We start from the raw sequence: 15,827 nt of genomic DNA, 5'->3' as shown, positions 1-15,827 counted from the left end.
GTTTCCATGCCGCTTCTTGACCTTACCGCCGGCGGTAGGGCGGAGACGGCACCCCTGCCCCTCCGGGCGGAGACACCGGAGAGGTGATGAGGTCAGGGGTTGATGCTGCTGACGACGTCGGCGGTGGCCGTGATGCCCTCCTGAATGGTGGGCGCCATGCTCGTCCCCGCGAGAAAGAAGCCCAGCAGGCCACAGACCAGCGCGTGTGAGACCTTCAGTCCGCCGTTGCGGAGGAAGAGCACCGCGAGGATCAGCAGAAGCAGCACCACTGAGATCGAAATGGCCATGGCCAACCTCCTCCGCCGCACCTGAATTGCGGCATTCGGCCGCCAGTTTGGCGTAGCGAAGGGGCCATCCGGCGTCGTGGCGTGTCCGCCAAACGGGTACGGATGGATGGTCTCCGACGGGCGCGGAGCGCCCCGGTCAGCCAGTCGTACCGGGGCTCGCTCCCGTTCGTCCCGGCCGTGGTGGCCGACGAGGGGGACGAACGAGGCGGTCGAGCCGGCCCTCGTCCGCCCCGGCACCGCTCGGTGCACGGAGCGGAGCGGGAGCACGTTGACCCGTACTCCCGCTCCGGGACCTCGCCGCACCGTCCAGCCGGTGGCGTTACGGCGCGGGCAGCTCCGTCAGCTCCGCGACGGTCGCGCGGTGGCGGCCCGCCGTGCCGTACGCGATCGAGTCGGCCTTGGCGCGTTTCAGGTACAGGTGCGCGGGGTGCTCCCACGTCATCCCGATGCCGCCGTGGAGCTGGACGCACTCCTCCGCCGCGTGGACGGCGACCTTGGAGCAGTACGCCTGTGCCACGGCCACCGCCAGCGGGGTCTCGGGGCTGCCGGTGGCCAGCGTGTCCGCGGCGTTCCGCGCCGCCGCCCGTGCCGAGACGACCTCCAGCCAGAGTTGCGCCATGCGGTGCTTCAGTGACTGGAACGAGCCGACCGGGCGGTTGAACTGGTGGCGCTCACGGGTGTGGCGGACCGTCTCGGTCAGGCACCACTCGGCAAGTCCGAGCTGTTCGGAGGCGAGGAGTCCGGCTCCGGCCAACAGCCCTCTGCGCACCGCCGCCAGGGAAGTCCCGGCGTCCGCGAGGAGGGTTCCGGTGGCGCCGGTCAGGGTGACGGTGGCGAGCGGGCGGGTCAGGTCGAGTGCGACGAGCGGCTCTACGGCGACCCCGGCGGCGGCCGCTTCGACGGCGTACAGACCGTCGGTGGTGGGCACCAGCAGAACATCGGCGGCGGCCGCGTCGGCGATCGGGCCGAGCATGCCGTCGAGAGCTGCGGTCACGGTGCTCGGGTCCGGCTCGACAGCGGAGAACGGTACGGCGAGCACGGCGACCTTGCGGCCGGTGGCCAGTTCGGCGAGGAGCGCGGCCACCGGCCCGTCCTGGGTGCCGAGCGCCAGCAGCGTCTCGGTGGCGACGACGGAGCTGGTCAGGTACGGCGCCGGGACGACGCTGCGACCGAGTTCCTCGACGACCACCGCCGCCTCGCGATGTCCGGCGCCCTGCCCGCCGAACTTCTCGGGCACCAGGAGTCCGGCGGCACCGATGCCGGCGGCGAGTGCCTTCCAGAGCCGCGGGTCGTACGGTGTGGCGGACTCGGTGCGGGCGATCACCTGCGGCGCGTCGCACCGGTCGTCGAGGAGCGAGCGGACGGCGGCCCGCAGGTCCTCCTCGGCCTCCGAGTACAGCAGATCGGGCACCTGGCCCTCTTCGGTCCGTGCGGTCATCGGGTCAGGTCCTTCCAGGCGACGTCCTTGTCGTTGCGCGGCTCGACGGGCAGGCCGAGCACGCGTTCGGCGACGATGTTGAGCAGTACCTCGCTCGTGCCGCCCTCGATGGAGTTGCCCTTGGAGCGGAGGTAGCGGTAGCCGGCGTCGCGTCCGGTGAAGTCGACGAGTTCCGGCCGTCGCATCGTCCAGTCGCTGTACAACAGCCCCTCGTTGCCGAGAAGTTCGACTTCGAGGCCGCTGATCTCCTGGTTGAGCCGGGCGAAGGCGAGCTTCATCCCGGAGCCCTCGGGGCCCGGCTGCCCGGCGACGAGCTGCTGGCGCAGGCGCGCCCCGGTGAGCCGGGCGACCTCGGCCTCCACCCAGAGGGTGAGCAGACGCTGGTGCAGATCGTGGGTGCGCAGTTCGGGGCGTTCGCGCCAGGTCCGGGCGACCGGGCCGATCATGCCGCCCTCGCGGGGGACACGGGCTCCGCCGATGGAGACGCGCTCGTTCATGAGCGTCGTCTGCGCGACCTTCCAGCCCTCGCCGACGGGGCCGAGCCTGCGGCTGTCGGGGATGCGCACTCCGGTGAGGAAGACCTCGTTGAACTCTGCCTCGCCGGTGATCTGGCGCAGCGGTCGCACCTCGACACCGGGGTCGGTCATGTCGCAGATGAAGTAGCTGATGCCGCGGTGCTTGGGCACGTCCGGGTCGGTGCGGGCGATGAGGATGGCCCAGCGCGCCACATGGGCGCTGGACGTCCACACCTTCTGCCCGTCGACCACCCAGTCCTCGCCGTCACGGACGGCGCGGGTGCCGAGGGCGGCCAGGTCGGATCCGGCTCCCGGCTCACTGAAGAGCTGGCACCACACCTCCTCGCCGACCCACAGAGGGCGCAGGAAGCGCCGCTTCTGCTCGTCGGTTCCGTAGGCCAGGACGGTCGGGGCGGCCATGCCGAGACCGATGCCGATGCGGCGCGGATCGTTGTCGGGTGCGTTCGCCGCGGCGAGTTCGGCGTCGACGACGGGTTGCAGGGAGCGCGGCGCGTCGAGGCCGCCGAGTCCGGCCGGGTAGTGCACCCAGGCGAGTCCGGCGTCGAAGCGCGCCCTGAGGAAGTCGGTGCGGCCGGTGGTGGCCGGCGGGTGGGCGGCGAGCAGTTCCCGGGTGAGACGGCGCAGTCCGGCCGCGTCGGGGGCGGTCATCGGGCGGGTCCCGCGGGGAGGACGACGATGCGGCCGGTGCTGGTGCCGTCGGCGACGCGCTGGACGGCGGCCGCCGCCCCGTCCATCGGGACGCGCTCGCTGACAAGCGGCTTGATGACGCCCTCGGCGGCGAGCCCGGTCAGCTCCTCGTGACAGTCGCGGACCGCCTGCGGGTCCTTCGTGTTGTACAGGCCCCAGTGGAGTCCGAGGACCGAGTAGTTCTTCACCAGGACGTGGTTGAGTCCGGGGGTGGGGATCACGCCACTGGCGAAGCCGACGACGATCACCCGGCCCTCGAAGGCGATGCACTTCACGGACTTGGCGTACGCGTCGCCGCCGACCGGGTCGTAGACGACATCGGCGCCACGCCCGCCGGTGGCCTCCTTGACGGCCGCGACGATGTCCTCGGTACGCCGGTCGATGACCAGGTCGCAGCCGAGCGCGGTGGCGATCTCGGCCTTCTCCGCACCGCCGACCACACCGATGACGGTCGCGCCGGCGGCCTTGCCGAGCTGGACGGCGGCGCTGCCGACACCGCCGGCCGCCGCGTGGACGAGCAGCGTCTCACCGGCCCGCAGGTGCGCCCGGCGGTGCAGTCCGAACCAGCCGGTCTGGTAGCCGATGTGCAGCGCGGCGGCCTCGGCGTCGTCCAGGCTCTCCGGGGCGGGCAGCAGGGCCACCTCGTCCGCGACGACGTACTGGGCGAATCCGCCGTCCGGCAGGGCGGGGGTGGCGAGCACCCGGCGCCCGTCGTCGGTCCTGCCGCAGATCTCCACACCGGGCGTGAAGGGCAGCGGGGGCCGTACCTGGTACTGGCCGCGGCAGAGCAGTGCGTCGGGGAAGTTGATGTTCGCCGCGAGCACCTCGATGAGCACCTGCCCGTCGCCGGGTGTGGGCCGGTCCGTTTCCTCCAGCCGCATCACCTCGCTCGGCTCGCCGTTCCGGTGCACTCGCCATGCCTGCATGAGGGGCCTCCACAACACTGTCGGCATTACCACTGCTCCGCGCATACTAAGCGGTCGCTTGCTCCTCTGGGAACAACCTGCGGGTGACCGCTTCGACCGGGCCGCGACATGCCGGACCGCAACGTGCCCGAGCGCGACAGGCCGACCCGTGACATGCCGAGCGCGACATGCCCGACCGCGACATGGGTGTGCGCGACATGGGTGTGCGCCCGGCCCCGCCCGCAAGGTGCGGGGGCGCCGGGCGCACAGTGGGAACGGGCCCGCTACTTCCCCACCACCACCTCCGCGATCTGCGGCGCCTCGCCGCCCGTGCGCCAGGCCAGCCGCACCGCGTCGGCGTTCCGGCCGTGCGTGTCGACGTAGGTGTACGCCCCGCCGAGGCTGCCGACGGTCCGCCAGCCGCCGTCCGCGCCCCTCAGCTGGATGTCCGCCGCGCCCTTGGCGCCGGTCGGCCGCAGGACCGTGACCGAGCCGACCGCACGCGCGGCACCGAGACCCACCTCAAGGAACTCGCCGGCCTTCGGGGCGCGTGCGGCGCGGCAGACGGTTCCGGGGTCCCCGTCGGCCGCCGAGCTCAGAGCGGATCCGTTGGCCGCCGGCGGATTGCCCGTGACCGCACCGTCCGTGGTGGCGACGTGGAACTCACGGACGACGACCCAGCTGGTCTGACCCGCGGTCGCCGGCGCCCGCACGTAGCGGGCCTTCGTACCGGCGGGCGCGGTCGCCGTGACGTCCGGCGTGCCGGAGAAGGCGGCGAGCTCCCGCCAGCTCGTGCCGTCGGCCGAGTACTCGAGCACCCCGTCGTGGAAGTAGCTGATGTCGTCCAGCGGCACCGCGAAGGTGCGTACGCCGATGTCCCAGATCGTCTGGAACTTGTCGACGAGGGCTTTCGCGTCCTTGTCCGAGCTGTAGCAGACCGACAGGGCCGCCGGACGTACTGGTCAACAACGCGGCGGCCAACTTCCCCTCCCCCGCGGAGGACTTGTCGCCGAACGCCTGGCGGGCGGTCCTCGACATCACGCTCACCGGCACCTGGTTCATGACCCGGGAGTTCGGGCGGCGGCATCTCGCGGCCGGGACGGCGGGCTCCATCGTCAGCGTCGGGGCTTCGTACGCCTGGACCGGCGGCCCCGGATACGCCCACTCGGCCGCCGCGAAGGCCGGGGTGAAGAACCTGGTCGAGACCCTTGCCGTGGAGTGGGGTCCGTACGGAATCCGGATCAACGGACTCGTGCCGGGGCTGATGCCGCACGAGGACATGACCGCCGACATCCGTGGCCACCTGGACCGGACCGGGGAGACGGACCGGGGCACGACACACGCCAGCCGGCGCTACGGGTCGGCCTGCCGCGCGAACTGGGCTGGGCGGCGACGTTCCTGGCCTCGCCGTACGCCGGGTTCATCACCGGACACTCGCTCGTGGTCGACGGCGCGAACTGGCAGCGGCGCTCCCTGGTCGCCCCGCCCGTGGTGCCGGTGCGCGAGCAGCTGGGCCGCGGCCCGTTCGCGCCACCCGGACCCGACGGACGGTGAGCCGGCCGCCTTCGGGCGCGGAACCCGATGAGCGACGGCCCAGATGGCTCAGCTGCCCTCGAAGCGCGGCGGACGACGGGCGGCCTTGGCGGCATAGCCCTCGGCGCAGTCCTGCGAGGTGAGGGTGAGCGCCGCGGCCAGCGCCGTCCGGTCGAGCGCGTCAGCCATCCCACGATCCGCGAAGGCATCGACCGACCGCTTGATGTGCCGTACGGCCAAAGGCGCGTTGGCCGCCACGGCACCGGCCACGGACCGCGCGGTGCGCTCCAGTTCGCCGGGAGACGTGACGCCCTGGAGCAGCCCGATCCGCTCGGCCGTCGCCGCGTCGATCCGGCGGCCGGTGAGCGCGAGGTACTTCGCCCAGCCCGCCCCGGCCTCGCGGGCTATCCGCATGTCGCCGCCCGCGTCGACGGCCACCCCGATGCCGGCCTCCGGCAGCGCGAACACGGCATCGTCGGCGGCGATCCGGATATCGGCCATGAGCGCCAGTTCGAAGCCGAAGCCCAGACAGTAGCCCTGGACCGCGGCGACCACCGGCTGCGGGAGCCCGGCGAACGCGGCGAAGCGTTCGTGCACCCAGCGGATGCCCTCGTAGTAATGGTGGGTGCGCTCGGACGGGGAACGCCCGGTGATGCCTCCACCGGGCGCGGTGACATCGATCCCGGCGCAGAAGGCCCGGCCCTCGCCGCGCAGCAGAACGGCCCGGACCGAGTCGTCGAACCGGATCCGGTCCGCCATGATGCCGGGCTGTCTGCTGGACTCCCAGCTCCAGCCGTTGAGCCGGTCGGGCCGGCAGAGGGTCAGCACGCCCACGCCGTCCTCGATCGTGAGCGTGATCCGCTCCTCGCCGTGCGCGATGTCATGGTCGAGGATGTCGAGCACGGCCTCCCCTCCATGAGCTGACGCATCGTCAGAATGCTGTGCGCTGCACAGAGTAGGGCGGCACACCCTGATGGCGCCAGAGTCCGTCCGGCTCAGCGCGCGAAGAGCTCGAAGGTGACGGCGGGCCGGCCGCCGAACCGCTCGGCCGACGCCTCGACGTGGCCGGTGAGGAAGGTGCGGCAGTACTCCTCGGGATCCTGGTCCGTGAGGACCTCGAGGTACGTGCGGTGGGCGAGCAGCGACCGAACGGAACGCTCAAGTCCGACCGTGGCGTCGACCGCGTGTGTGGGCGTGGCCGATCCGGCGACGGCGACCCAGCGCACCCCGCTCCACGGTGCGAGCCCCTGCTCGGTCAGCTCCGGGAAGATCCAGCGATTGCCCGCGTCGGCCGCCGCGTCCAGGGTCGCGCGGCCGACGGCGCGGTGATCGGGGGTGTTCCAGGCGACGCCGCCCCAGGTGTCGCGGTGGTTGAGCGTGACGAGCAGTTCGGGCCGGTGCCTGCGGATGGCCGCAGCGATGTCCCGGCGCAGGTCCAGGCCGTACTCGATCACCCCGTCGCGATGATCGAGGAACTCCACCCGGGAGACCCCGACGACCGCCGCGCTCGCCCGCTGCTCCTGCTCGCGCAGCGGCGCGCATCTCTCCGGTTCGAGGGTGTCGATGCCCGCCTCACCCCGGGTGGCCAGGAGGTAGGCGACCTCGTGTCCGCCGTCGGTCCAGGCGGCCACGGCAGCCGCGCAGCCGTACTCCAGGTCGTCGGGATGCGCGACGACGGCGAGGGCGCGCCGCCAGTCCGTGGGCATGGGTCGCAGCTGCTCGGTCATATCGGCAGGCTAACGACTTCGCCCGTGGTGGACAGCCGGAGGCGGAGGGCGGGGGCGCCGCGACGCCACTGCCGACCGCGGGTGGGATCGCAACCGCACCGGGTGGACGTGGCGCCGCGTCGCACGCCGCCGGTCCGAGGTACGTTCACGCGCAGTGGCGGCTCTCCGCGCACCCGGCCGCGTCACATTGCATGATCATGCGCAATAGCGCATACTCTTCCCATGTCTAAGGTTCTTACCTCCCTGCCCGCCGGCGAGCGCGTCGGCATCGCCTTCTCCGGTGGCCTCGACACCTCCGTCGCGGTCGCGTGGATGCGCGACAAGGGTGCCGTCCCGTGCACCTACACCGCCGATATCGGCCAGTACGACGAGCCCGACATCGCGTCGGTGCCCGGCCGCGCGTCCGCCTACGGCGCCGAGATCGCGCGCCTGGTCGACTGCCGCGCGGCGCTGGTCGAGGAGGGCCTGGCCGCGCTCACGTGCGGCGCGTTCCACATCCGCTCGGGCGGCCGCGCCTACTTCAACACCACGCCGCTCGGCCGCGCCGTCACCGGCACCCTGCTCGTCCGGGCGATGCTTGAGGACGACGTACAGATCTGGGGCGACGGCTCCACGTTCAAGGGCAACGACATCGAGCGGTTCTACCGCTACGGCCTGCTCGCCAACCCGCACCTGCGCATCTACAAGCCGTGGCTCGACGCCGACTTCGTCTCCGAGCTGGGCGGCCGCAAGGAGATGTCGGAGTGGCTGCTCGCCCACGACCTCCCCTACCGCGACAGCACCGAGAAGGCGTACTCCACCGACGCCAACATCTGGGGCGCCACCCACGAGGCCAAGACCCTGGAGCACCTCGACACGGGCGTCGAGACCGTCGACCCGATCATGGGCGTCCGGTTCTGGGACCCCGAGGTCGAGATCGCCACCGAGGACGTGACGATCGGCTTCGACCAGGGGCGCCCGGTGACGATCAACGGCAAGGAGTTCGGCTCCGCGGTCGACCTGGTGATGGAGGCGAACGCCATCGGCGGCCGCCACGGCATGGGCATGTCGGACCAGATCGAGAACCGGGTGATCGAGGCCAAGAGCCGCGGCATCTACGAGGCCCCGGCCCTGGCCCTGCTGCACGCCGCGTACGAACGCCTCGTCAACGCGATCCACAACGAGGACACCGTCGCGCAGTACCACAACGAGGGCCGGCGCCTGGGCCGTCTCATGTACGAGGGCCGCTGGCTCGACCCGCAGGCGCTGATGATCCGGGAGTCGCTCCAGCGCTGGGTGGGTGCGGCGGTCACCGGAGAGGTGACCCTGCGCCTGCGGCGCGGCGAGGACTACTCGCTCATGAACACCTCCGGCCCGGCGTTCAGCTACCACCCGGACAAGCTGTCCATGGAGCGCACCGAGAACTCCGCGTTCGGCCCGGTGGACCGGATCGGCCAGCTCACCATGCGCAACCTCGACATCGCCGACTCCCGGGCCAAGCTGGAGCAGTACGCCGATCTCGGCATCGTCGGCAATACGCACGCGACGCTCATGGGGGCCGCCCAGGCAGCCTCGACGGGGCTGATCGGCGCAATGCCGCAGGGTGGCGCCGAGGTCATCGCCTCGCGCGACCAGGCCGAGAGCGACGACGACCAGATGCTCGACCGCGCCGCCATGGAGTTCGGCACCGACTGACCTGGGCCTTTACCGGGCCACGGCATCCCGGGCCGGAGTGCTTCCCCGGCACCCCGGCCCGGCGCGCCGTGGCCCGCGCCCTTCGTGCACCGCGGCAGCGGATACCCCGACGGGTACCCTGGTCCGTCCGGGGCAGGAGAGACCGAGAACCTGCCCCGCCCCGGCGAACGAAAGGAAACACTGCTCGTGACCAGCCCCGTATCCCTCTCGCCGGCCCAGGCCGCGGCCCGTCTCACGGAGTTCACCGTCATCGATGTGCGGGCCCCGGGCGAGTACGCCTCCGGGCACGTTCCCGGTGCCCTGAACATCCCGCTCGACCGCCTGTCCGAAGCGGTGCCCGCCCTCAAGTCCGTCTCGGCCCGCGGCGCCCTGCTCGTGGTCTGCGCCTCCGGGGTCCGCTCCACGCGGGCCTGTGACATCCTCGCGGCCGCCGACATCGACGCCGCCACGCTGACCGGCGGCACCTCGGCCTGGGAGGGTGAGGGCCGCGGCCTGGACCGTCCCGCCGGCGCCCGGGCCACCTGGGCGCTGGAACGGCAGGTGCGGCTCGCCACCGGTTCACTGATGGTGGCCGGACTGCTGGCGGGGATCCGGTACCCGGCCGCACGCTGGCTGTCCGCCGGTGTCGCTTCCGGTCTCGTGTTCTCCGCGGTGACCAACACCTGCGGCATGGCCGCGGTCCTGTCCAGGCTCCCCTGCAACCGCGCCCCACGTTCGGCGGCGAACCTGGACGCGACGCTGGACGCCCTCCAGGGCTGACCGCGACCGGCCGGCCTCCGAAGGGGACCGGCCGGTCGTTGCGGCACCGCGACAGCGGGAAGGAGCCGGGCGCACCGCGCGGTGCGCCCGGCTCCTTCCCGCTGTCCGAGGGGCTCAGGCCTCGTCGCGGACCAGTGCGAGCAGCCGGTCCAGGACCCTCGGGCCGCCCGCGCGCAGCCCGTCGTGCTCGTACTCGTCGGTCACCCAGGTGCGCAGTCCGCGGATCGACGCGGCGGTACGCAGTGCGTGGGCGGTGTCCACGTACATGTCGTCGTGGTAGACGGCCGCGGCCACCGGTACGTCGTTGGCGGCAAGGCGCTCGGCGTCGTACAGCGGCTCCCAGTCGCCGCGGGTGGCGAGCAGTTCGGCCGTCTCGCGCAGCGGGCGCAGGGCCGGGTCCACGTCGAAGTGCCAGGGGTGGATGCTCTCGCCTGTGAAGAGGACCGGGCCGTCGCCCTGGAGGGCGGTCGCCGCGTCGAACTGCGGGAACTCGGCACGTACCCGCTCGGCCGCCCAGCCGGTGGGACGTTCGCCCTGCCCGTAGATCGCCTCGTGCAGGAGCGCGTACAGCGGATGTCCGGCGAACGAGGAGGCCGTGCGCATGGCTTCCTGGAAGGTGTCGGAGAGCTCGGTGCCGTGCGGGGTGCGGACGAAGGCGTTCTCCAGCAGGTAGTGGAGCTGATGGCTGCCGCTGCCGCCGCCCAGCATGATGCCGAGCGACTGGAAACCCTCGGGCGTCAGCCGGTGTCCGGCGCTCTCCGGGCGGTGCTCCGCGAGGTGAGCGGTGATCTCGCGGGCGCGCTCGACGTCCTGCGGGTAGCGGGCGTAGTGCGCGGCGACCTTCCGCTCGATCCTCGGGTACGCGGCCCGGTAGACGTCGTCCGCGTGGGCGTCGAGCGAGGGCAGCCCGCCGGTGATCAGGACGGTGCTGAGCCCTTCCGGCGCGGCGGAGAGATAGCGCACGGCACAGAAGCCGCCGAAGGACTGGCCGAGGACCGTCCAGGGCGCGCCGCCGGTCAGCTGCGGACGGATCAGTTCGCAGTCCCGCACGATGCTGTCGGACCGGAAGTGCGCGAGGTAGTCGGCCTGTTCCCGCGGGCCACCGCGCAGCGGCAGGGTCTGCCGGTTGGCCGGGGTGGACAGTCCGGTGCCGCGCTGGTCCAGGAGCAGCACCCGGAACTCCTGCACGGCACGGCCCAGCCAGGCCTCCGCACCGGTGAAGCGCCGGGCACCGAAGCCGGGTCCGCCCTCCAGGTACAGCAGCCACGGCAGCTCCTCGGCGGCCTTGGAGGTGGCCACCACCTCCCGGCCGAAGACCTCGATCTGCTCACCGCCCGGGTCGGAGTGGTCGAGCGGCACGGTGAAATGGCGGTCGGTGAGGACGAGGCCGGGCTGACGGTAGCTTTTCAAGGGTTTGCTCCTGAATCCGATGTTTCACGGACAGTTCAGCACATCCGCCTGACTCGTACGGTCCCGGCCCGTGTGCGCCGGGTCCGGCCGCCTCCTAACGTGCAGTCATGATCCGGTTCGAGCAGGTCGGCAAGGTCTACCCGGACGGTACGACGGCGGTCCACGAGCTGTCCTTCGAGGTCGCCGAGGGCGAGCTCGTCACCCTGGTCGGCCCGTCCGGCTGCGGCAAGACCACCACCATGATGATGGTCAACCGGCTGATCGAACCGACCTCGGGACGGATCCTGGTCGACGGCCTGGACATCTCCACGGTCGACCCGGTGAAGCTGCGCCGCGGGATCGGATACGTCATCCAGCAGGTCGGGCTCTTCCCGCACCGGACCGTCCTCGAGAACACCGCCACGGTACCCGCGCTGGTCGGCTGGAAGCGGTCCAGGGCGCGGGAGCGCGCGGCCGAGCTGCTGGATCTGGTCGGCCTCGATCCGGCGACGTACGGTTCCCGGTACCCCGCCCAGCTCTCCGGCGGCCAGCGCCAGCGGGTCGGTGTGGCACGGGCGCTGGCCGCCGACCCGCCGGTGCTGCTGATGGACGAACCGTTCGGCGCGGTGGACCCGGTGGTGCGGGAACGGCTGCAGAACGAGTTCCTGAGCCTGCAGGCCACGGTCAGGAAGACGGTCCTGATGGTCACCCATGACATCGAGGAGGCGGTGCGGATGGGTGACCGGATCGCGGTGTACGGGGAGGGACGCATCGAGCAGTTCGACAGCCCGGGGGCGGTGCTCGGGTCCCCGGCGACCCCGTACGTGGCACGGTTCGTCGGTGCGGACCGGGGGCTCAAGCGGCTGTCGGTCACCACGATCGAACCGGAGGACCTGGAGGAGCCGCCGGTCGCGCGGCTGGACGAGCCGGCCCGGACGGCGGCGGCCCGGCTCGGCGCCGCGGGATCACGGTGGGCGGTGGTGCTCAACGGCGCCGGCGAGCTGCACGGATGGGTGGCGGCGGATGCGCTGCGGATCGCCGGGGAACACGGCACGGTGGGCGAACTCGCCCGCCGGATGGACGCGTGGGTGCCGGTCGGTGCCCCGTTGAAGCGGGCGTTCAGCGAGATGCTCCAGCACGACGCCGGGTGGGTGGCGGTGCTGGACGGGGCGCGCTTCCTCGGCGTGCTGACCCCGGCGAAGCTCCATGAGGCCCTGCGCCGGTCGGTGGACGCGGACGCGCAGGGCGTGGGGCGCGACGAGGTGGAATTCGACTCGGTGGCGGACGCCTGACCGGTGCCGGGGTCCGCCGTCGCACTTCGGGGTTCCGGACCCGGGTTTCGGCTCTCCAGCCCTGGGTTCGCGGTTCTGGCTTCGGCGTTCGCGGTTCCGGGTTCGGGCCTCCGGCCCCGGCGTTCGCGGATCCGGCTTCGGGTCCCCGGCCACGGCCCAGCCCCGGGACCGGGGTTTCAGACGCTCGCGGCGTACCGCCAGAAGTCCCGCATCAGCACGGGCGGCGTGGGGCCGTCCATCCCCACCTGGCTGAGCATGATGGCGACCGTGCCGGTGGCCGGGATGATGTGCGCCGTCGTGCCGGTGCCGCCGACCCAGCCGTAGCGCCCCGGAACGTTCCAGGGGTCGAGCGTCTCGACGTCGACCGAGCCGCCGAACCCCCAGCCCTGCCCCTCGATGAACAGTCCGCTGGCCGCGCGCTGCGCGGGTGTCAGGTGATCGGTCGTCATCTGCCGCACCGATTGGGGCGTCAGGAGGCTGCGGCTGCCCACGGACCCGCCGGCGAGCAGCATCCGGGCGAAGGCGTACCAGTCGTCGACGGTCGAGACGAGCCCGCCGGCGCCGGACGGAAAGTCCGGCACGCTGCTCCACTGCCCGTCGGGAGCGTCCACCAGTTCGAGCTTCCCCTCCGTGCCGGTCCGGTAGTAGCCGGTGAACCGGTCGTGCCGGTCCGCCGGAACCGCGAACCCGGTGTCGGTCATGCCGAGCGGCTCGAACAGTCGCTGCGCCATGAAGTCCGGCAGCGACTGTCCCGAGATCCTGGCGATCAGCACGCCCAGGATGTCGGAGCAGGTGTTGTACAGCCACGCCTCCCCCGGCTGATGGAGCATCGGGATACGGGAGAGCGCCGCCATCCACGGGTCCGGGGCGGCGGCGGCCTGCGGCTCCGGCAGGCCCTGATGCAGTTCGCTGAACAGCTGCGCGACCGCGGGCAGCGAGAAGTCGGACGAGAATCCGTATCCGGCGCGGAAGGTGAGCAGGTCGGACACGGTGATCGGCCGGGCGGCCGGGACCACGTCGTCGATCGGGCCGTCCGGGGTACGCACGACCATCGGTGACGCCAGTTCGGGCAGCCACGGACCGACCGGGTCGTCGAGGGCGATCCGGCCGTCCTCGATCAGCATCATGACCGCCGCCGCGGTGAGCGGTTTGGTGATCGAGGCGAGCCGGAAGACCGAGTCGCGGGCCATCGGCGCGCTGCCGTCCGTGAAGGCGGAGCCGACCGCCTGCACGTCGACGCGTTCACCGCGGGCCACCAGTCCCACCGCTCCGGGCACCGATCCGTGACGGACGTGCGTCTCCAGTACTTCGCGCAGGGTGCTCATCGCTCCGCCTTCTCAGGTGTGGGGTCAACAGGATGACTCCACCGGGGACGCGAACTCATCGGACCGCGCCGCCGGGCTCGGCACACTCACCCGTGGGGGTCCGGAAGTCTTGACCGGAGCCCCGTGCGAAGCCTAGGTTTCCGCAGGGAGTAAGCGCTTGCTATCCGGTGGGCGCCCCACTCACCGCGGAGGTGTTTGTCACGCCCAGCCAGGCTTCCCCCAGCACGCCGATCCGGGTCGCGATCGTCGGCACGGGCGCGATCGCGCGCGGCAGTCATCTGCCCGCGCTGCGTGCGCTGGCCGCCGAACAGCCTCTGGAGATCGTCGCGGCGGTGGATGTCGACGCCGCTTCCGTCGAGGCGTTCTGCGCCGACGCCGGAGCCGGAAGTCCGTACACCGATCTGGACCTGATGCTCGCCGAACAGCGCCCCGATCTGGTCACGCTCGGCACGCCGCCCCGTTTCCACCGCGACCAGACCATCGCCTCGCTGCGGGCGGGTGCCTGGGTGTGGTGCGAGAAGCCGCCCTGTCCCTCGCTGGAGGACTTCGACGCGATCGAGGCGGCGGAGGGGCCGGAGCCCGGCGGTCCGTACGCCGCGATCGTGTTCCAGCACCGGTTCGGTTCCGGTGCGGACCATGTACGGGCGCTGCTCGCCGAACAGGCCATGGGGCGGCCCCTGGTAGCGCACTGCCAGACCACCTGGTACCGGGACGAGGCGTACTACTCCGTTCCGTGGCGCGGGCGTTGGAGCACCGAGGGCGGCGGCCCCTCCATGGGCCACGGCATCCACCAGATGGACCTGCTGCTCGATCTGCTGGGCCCGTGGTCGGAGATCCGCGCGATGGCCGGACGGCTGGTGCACGACGTCGAGACGGAGGACGTCTCCACGGCTCTCGTCCGCTTCGAGAACGGCACGATGGCCACGGTCGTCAACAGTGTGCTGAGCCCGGACGAGGTCAGCCGGATCCGGATCGACTGCGAGCGGGCCACCGTCGAGCTGACCCATCTGTACGGTCACCGCAACGCGGACTGGCGGATCACGCCGGCCCCCGGGGCCTCCCCCGAACAGACTGCCGCCTGGCGGGACTTCGGAGCCGACGTACCCAGTTCGCACGAGGCGCAGCTGCGTGGTCTGCTCGCCGACCTGCGGGCCGGGCGCCGGCCGCGCAGCAGTGGCGCGGACGGCCGTACCAGCCTTGAGCTGGTCGCCGCGCTGTACAAGGCCGCCTTCACCGGGAACACCGTCCGGGCCGGCGAGATCGGTCCCGGCGACCCGTACTACAGCGCCCTGCACGGCAATGCTCCCGGCTGGGCGCCCGAGCCGGCGGGGTCGGGCGCATGACCGGCATGCTGGACCTGGTACACCGGCACGGCGACCACATCGCCGTCTCGGTGGCGGGCAGCGGGGTGGAACTCCTGCGGTACGTGTACCGGCCCGAGGCGGCCTGGGAGGCGCCGAAGCCGTACATCCACCCGCTGCGCACCCTGTCGGACCGGGTGGTGACCGACTACCGGCCCAACGACCACCGCTGGCACAAGGGGCTCCAGCTGACCGCCTCGCATCTGTCGGGGCAGAACCTGTGGGGCGGCAACACCTATGTGCGCGGAGAGGGCTATCAGCCGCTGCCCGAGCGGGTGGGTTCCATGGCACACCGCGATTTCGACGAGGTGTCGCTGCGGGAGGACTGCGTCGCGGTCTCGGAGCGGCTGACCTGGCACCCGCACAGCGGTGAGCCGTGGGCGGACGAACTGCGCGGGATCGAGGTGCACGACGTCGATCCGGGGTCCGGCAGCTGGGTGCTGACGTGGTCGTCCGCCGTCACCAACCGTCGGGACGAACCCCTGCGGTTCGGCAGCCCGACAACCGAAGGCCGGGACGGCGCCGGCTACACCGGACTGTTCTGGCGCGGCCCGCGCGCCTTCCGTGACGGACGCATCCTCACCCCGGACGGCGAGGGGCCCGAGGTGATGGGGCGGCAGGCGCCGTGGCTGGCGTTCAGCGGCGAGCACGACGGCGCGGACGGACACGCGACCCTCGTCTTCGCGCACGCCCCGGAGAACGACCACACGGGCGCGGACGGGGCACACCCGGCGCACTGGTTCGTCCGCAACGACCCGTTCGCCGCGGTCGCCCCGTCCTTCGCCTTCCACGACGAGCTCGTCCTGGAACCGGGTGCCACGCTGACCCGGCGCTACCGAGTGGTGGTCGCGGACGGTGCGTGGGACCGGGCACGGATCACGGCCCGGCTCGCACAGCTGCCCTGGTGACGGCGG

The 15,827-nt window shown here is 72.1% G+C and carries 14 protein-coding genes and 1 pseudogene; 6 read left to right on the top strand and 9 right to left on the bottom strand.

Translation table 11 applies throughout. The annotated features are described in order from the left end of the window. Positions 1 to 92: 92 nt before the first annotated feature. The 5 genes and pseudogenes from FHX80_RS33740 to FHX80_RS33720 all read right to left on the bottom strand — a co-directional run. Complete coding sequence (locus FHX80_RS33740) at positions 93 to 287, bottom strand: hypothetical protein (RefSeq protein WP_145768281.1); 195 nt, start codon at positions 285 to 287, stop codon at positions 93 to 95. A gap of 319 nt (positions 288 to 606) precedes the next feature. Beyond that, entirely contained in the window at positions 607 to 1,725 is a 1,119-nt protein-coding gene (locus FHX80_RS33735; protein ID WP_145768280.1) for an acyl-CoA dehydrogenase family protein, read from the bottom strand. Next, positions 1,722 to 2,909 carry an acyl-CoA dehydrogenase family protein gene (locus FHX80_RS33730; RefSeq protein ID WP_145768279.1) on the bottom strand — a complete coding sequence of 396 codons (1,188 nt, stop codon included), beginning with the start codon at positions 2,907 to 2,909 and terminating at the stop codon, positions 1,722 to 1,724. Before FHX80_RS33730 ends, FHX80_RS33735 begins: the two co-directional genes overlap by 4 nt. Then, complete coding sequence (locus tag FHX80_RS33725) at positions 2,906 to 3,874, bottom strand: NADPH:quinone oxidoreductase family protein (protein ID WP_145768278.1); 969 nt, start codon at positions 3,872 to 3,874, stop codon at positions 2,906 to 2,908. The genes FHX80_RS33730 and FHX80_RS33725 overlap by 4 nt, the downstream gene beginning before the upstream one ends. A 263-nt stretch (positions 3,875 to 4,137) precedes the next feature. Beyond that, a pseudogene (locus FHX80_RS33720) lies at positions 4,138 to 4,797 on the bottom strand (beta-N-acetylglucosaminidase domain-containing protein); the annotation flags it as partial. 59 nt (positions 4,798 to 4,856) lie between these two features. Here FHX80_RS33720 and FHX80_RS33715 point away from each other — a divergent pair. Continuing rightward, on the top strand, positions 4,857 to 5,438 hold the full coding sequence (locus FHX80_RS33715) for an SDR family oxidoreductase (protein WP_244318766.1): 582 nt from the start codon (positions 4,857 to 4,859) through the stop codon (positions 5,436 to 5,438). A gap of 17 nt (positions 5,439 to 5,455) precedes the next feature. On the opposite strand, the gene FHX80_RS33710 is transcribed toward FHX80_RS33715, so the two are convergent. Continuing rightward, the gene (locus FHX80_RS33710; RefSeq protein WP_145768277.1) at positions 5,456 to 6,289 is read right to left on the bottom strand and encodes an enoyl-CoA hydratase/isomerase family protein; all 834 of its coding nucleotides are present in this window, start codon (positions 6,287 to 6,289) and stop codon (positions 5,456 to 5,458) included. A gap of 92 nt (positions 6,290 to 6,381) precedes the next feature. Beyond that, positions 6,382 to 7,113, bottom strand: a complete 732-nt coding sequence (locus FHX80_RS33705) for a PIG-L deacetylase family protein (protein WP_145768276.1) — start codon at positions 7,111 to 7,113, stop codon at positions 6,382 to 6,384. A gap of 222 nt (positions 7,114 to 7,335) precedes the next feature. Here FHX80_RS33705 and argG point away from each other — a divergent pair, with 222 nt between their 5' ends. Both argG and FHX80_RS33695 read left to right on the top strand, forming a co-directional pair. Beyond that, entirely contained in the window at positions 7,336 to 8,787 is a 1,452-nt protein-coding gene (gene argG / locus FHX80_RS33700) for an argininosuccinate synthase (RefSeq protein ID WP_145768275.1), read from the top strand. A gap of 186 nt (positions 8,788 to 8,973) precedes the next feature. Then, complete coding sequence (locus FHX80_RS33695; protein WP_145768274.1) at positions 8,974 to 9,546, top strand: rhodanese-like domain-containing protein; 573 nt, start codon at positions 8,974 to 8,976, stop codon at positions 9,544 to 9,546. A gap of 114 nt (positions 9,547 to 9,660) precedes the next feature. Here FHX80_RS33695 and FHX80_RS33690 read toward each other — a convergent pair whose 3' ends face one another. After that, on the bottom strand, positions 9,661 to 10,956 hold the full coding sequence (locus FHX80_RS33690; protein WP_145768273.1) for an alpha/beta fold hydrolase: 1,296 nt from the start codon (positions 10,954 to 10,956) through the stop codon (positions 9,661 to 9,663). Positions 10,957 to 11,063: 107 nt separating this feature from the next. Between FHX80_RS33690 and FHX80_RS33685 the strand changes: the two genes are divergently transcribed. Then, the gene (locus FHX80_RS33685; RefSeq protein ID WP_145768272.1) at positions 11,064 to 12,227 is read left to right on the top strand and encodes an ABC transporter ATP-binding protein; all 1,164 of its coding nucleotides are present in this window, start codon (positions 11,064 to 11,066) and stop codon (positions 12,225 to 12,227) included. Positions 12,228 to 12,403: 176 nt separating this feature from the next. Here FHX80_RS33685 and FHX80_RS33680 read toward each other — a convergent pair whose 3' ends face one another. Further along, entirely contained in the window at positions 12,404 to 13,552 is a 1,149-nt protein-coding gene (locus FHX80_RS33680) for a serine hydrolase domain-containing protein (protein ID WP_145768271.1), read from the bottom strand. A gap of 191 nt (positions 13,553 to 13,743) precedes the next feature. On the opposite strand from FHX80_RS33680, the gene FHX80_RS33675 reads away from it, so the two are divergent. After that, positions 13,744 to 14,895, top strand: coding sequence for a Gfo/Idh/MocA family protein (locus FHX80_RS33675; protein ID WP_145768270.1), 1,152 nt, complete (start codon positions 13,744 to 13,746; stop codon positions 14,893 to 14,895). After that, entirely contained in the window at positions 14,892 to 15,821 is a 930-nt protein-coding gene (locus FHX80_RS33670) for a DUF6807 domain-containing protein (RefSeq protein ID WP_145768269.1), read from the top strand. The genes FHX80_RS33675 and FHX80_RS33670 overlap by 4 nt, the downstream gene beginning before the upstream one ends. Positions 15,822 to 15,827 lie beyond the last annotated feature (6 nt).

The organism is Streptomyces brevispora, assembly GCF_007829885.1.
GTDB classification, from domain to species: Bacteria; Actinomycetota; Actinomycetes; order Streptomycetales; family Streptomycetaceae; genus Streptomyces; species Streptomyces brevispora.
The sequence above is the reverse complement of the archived record's forward strand: the minus strand, read 5'-3'. Positions and strand labels throughout refer to the sequence as shown.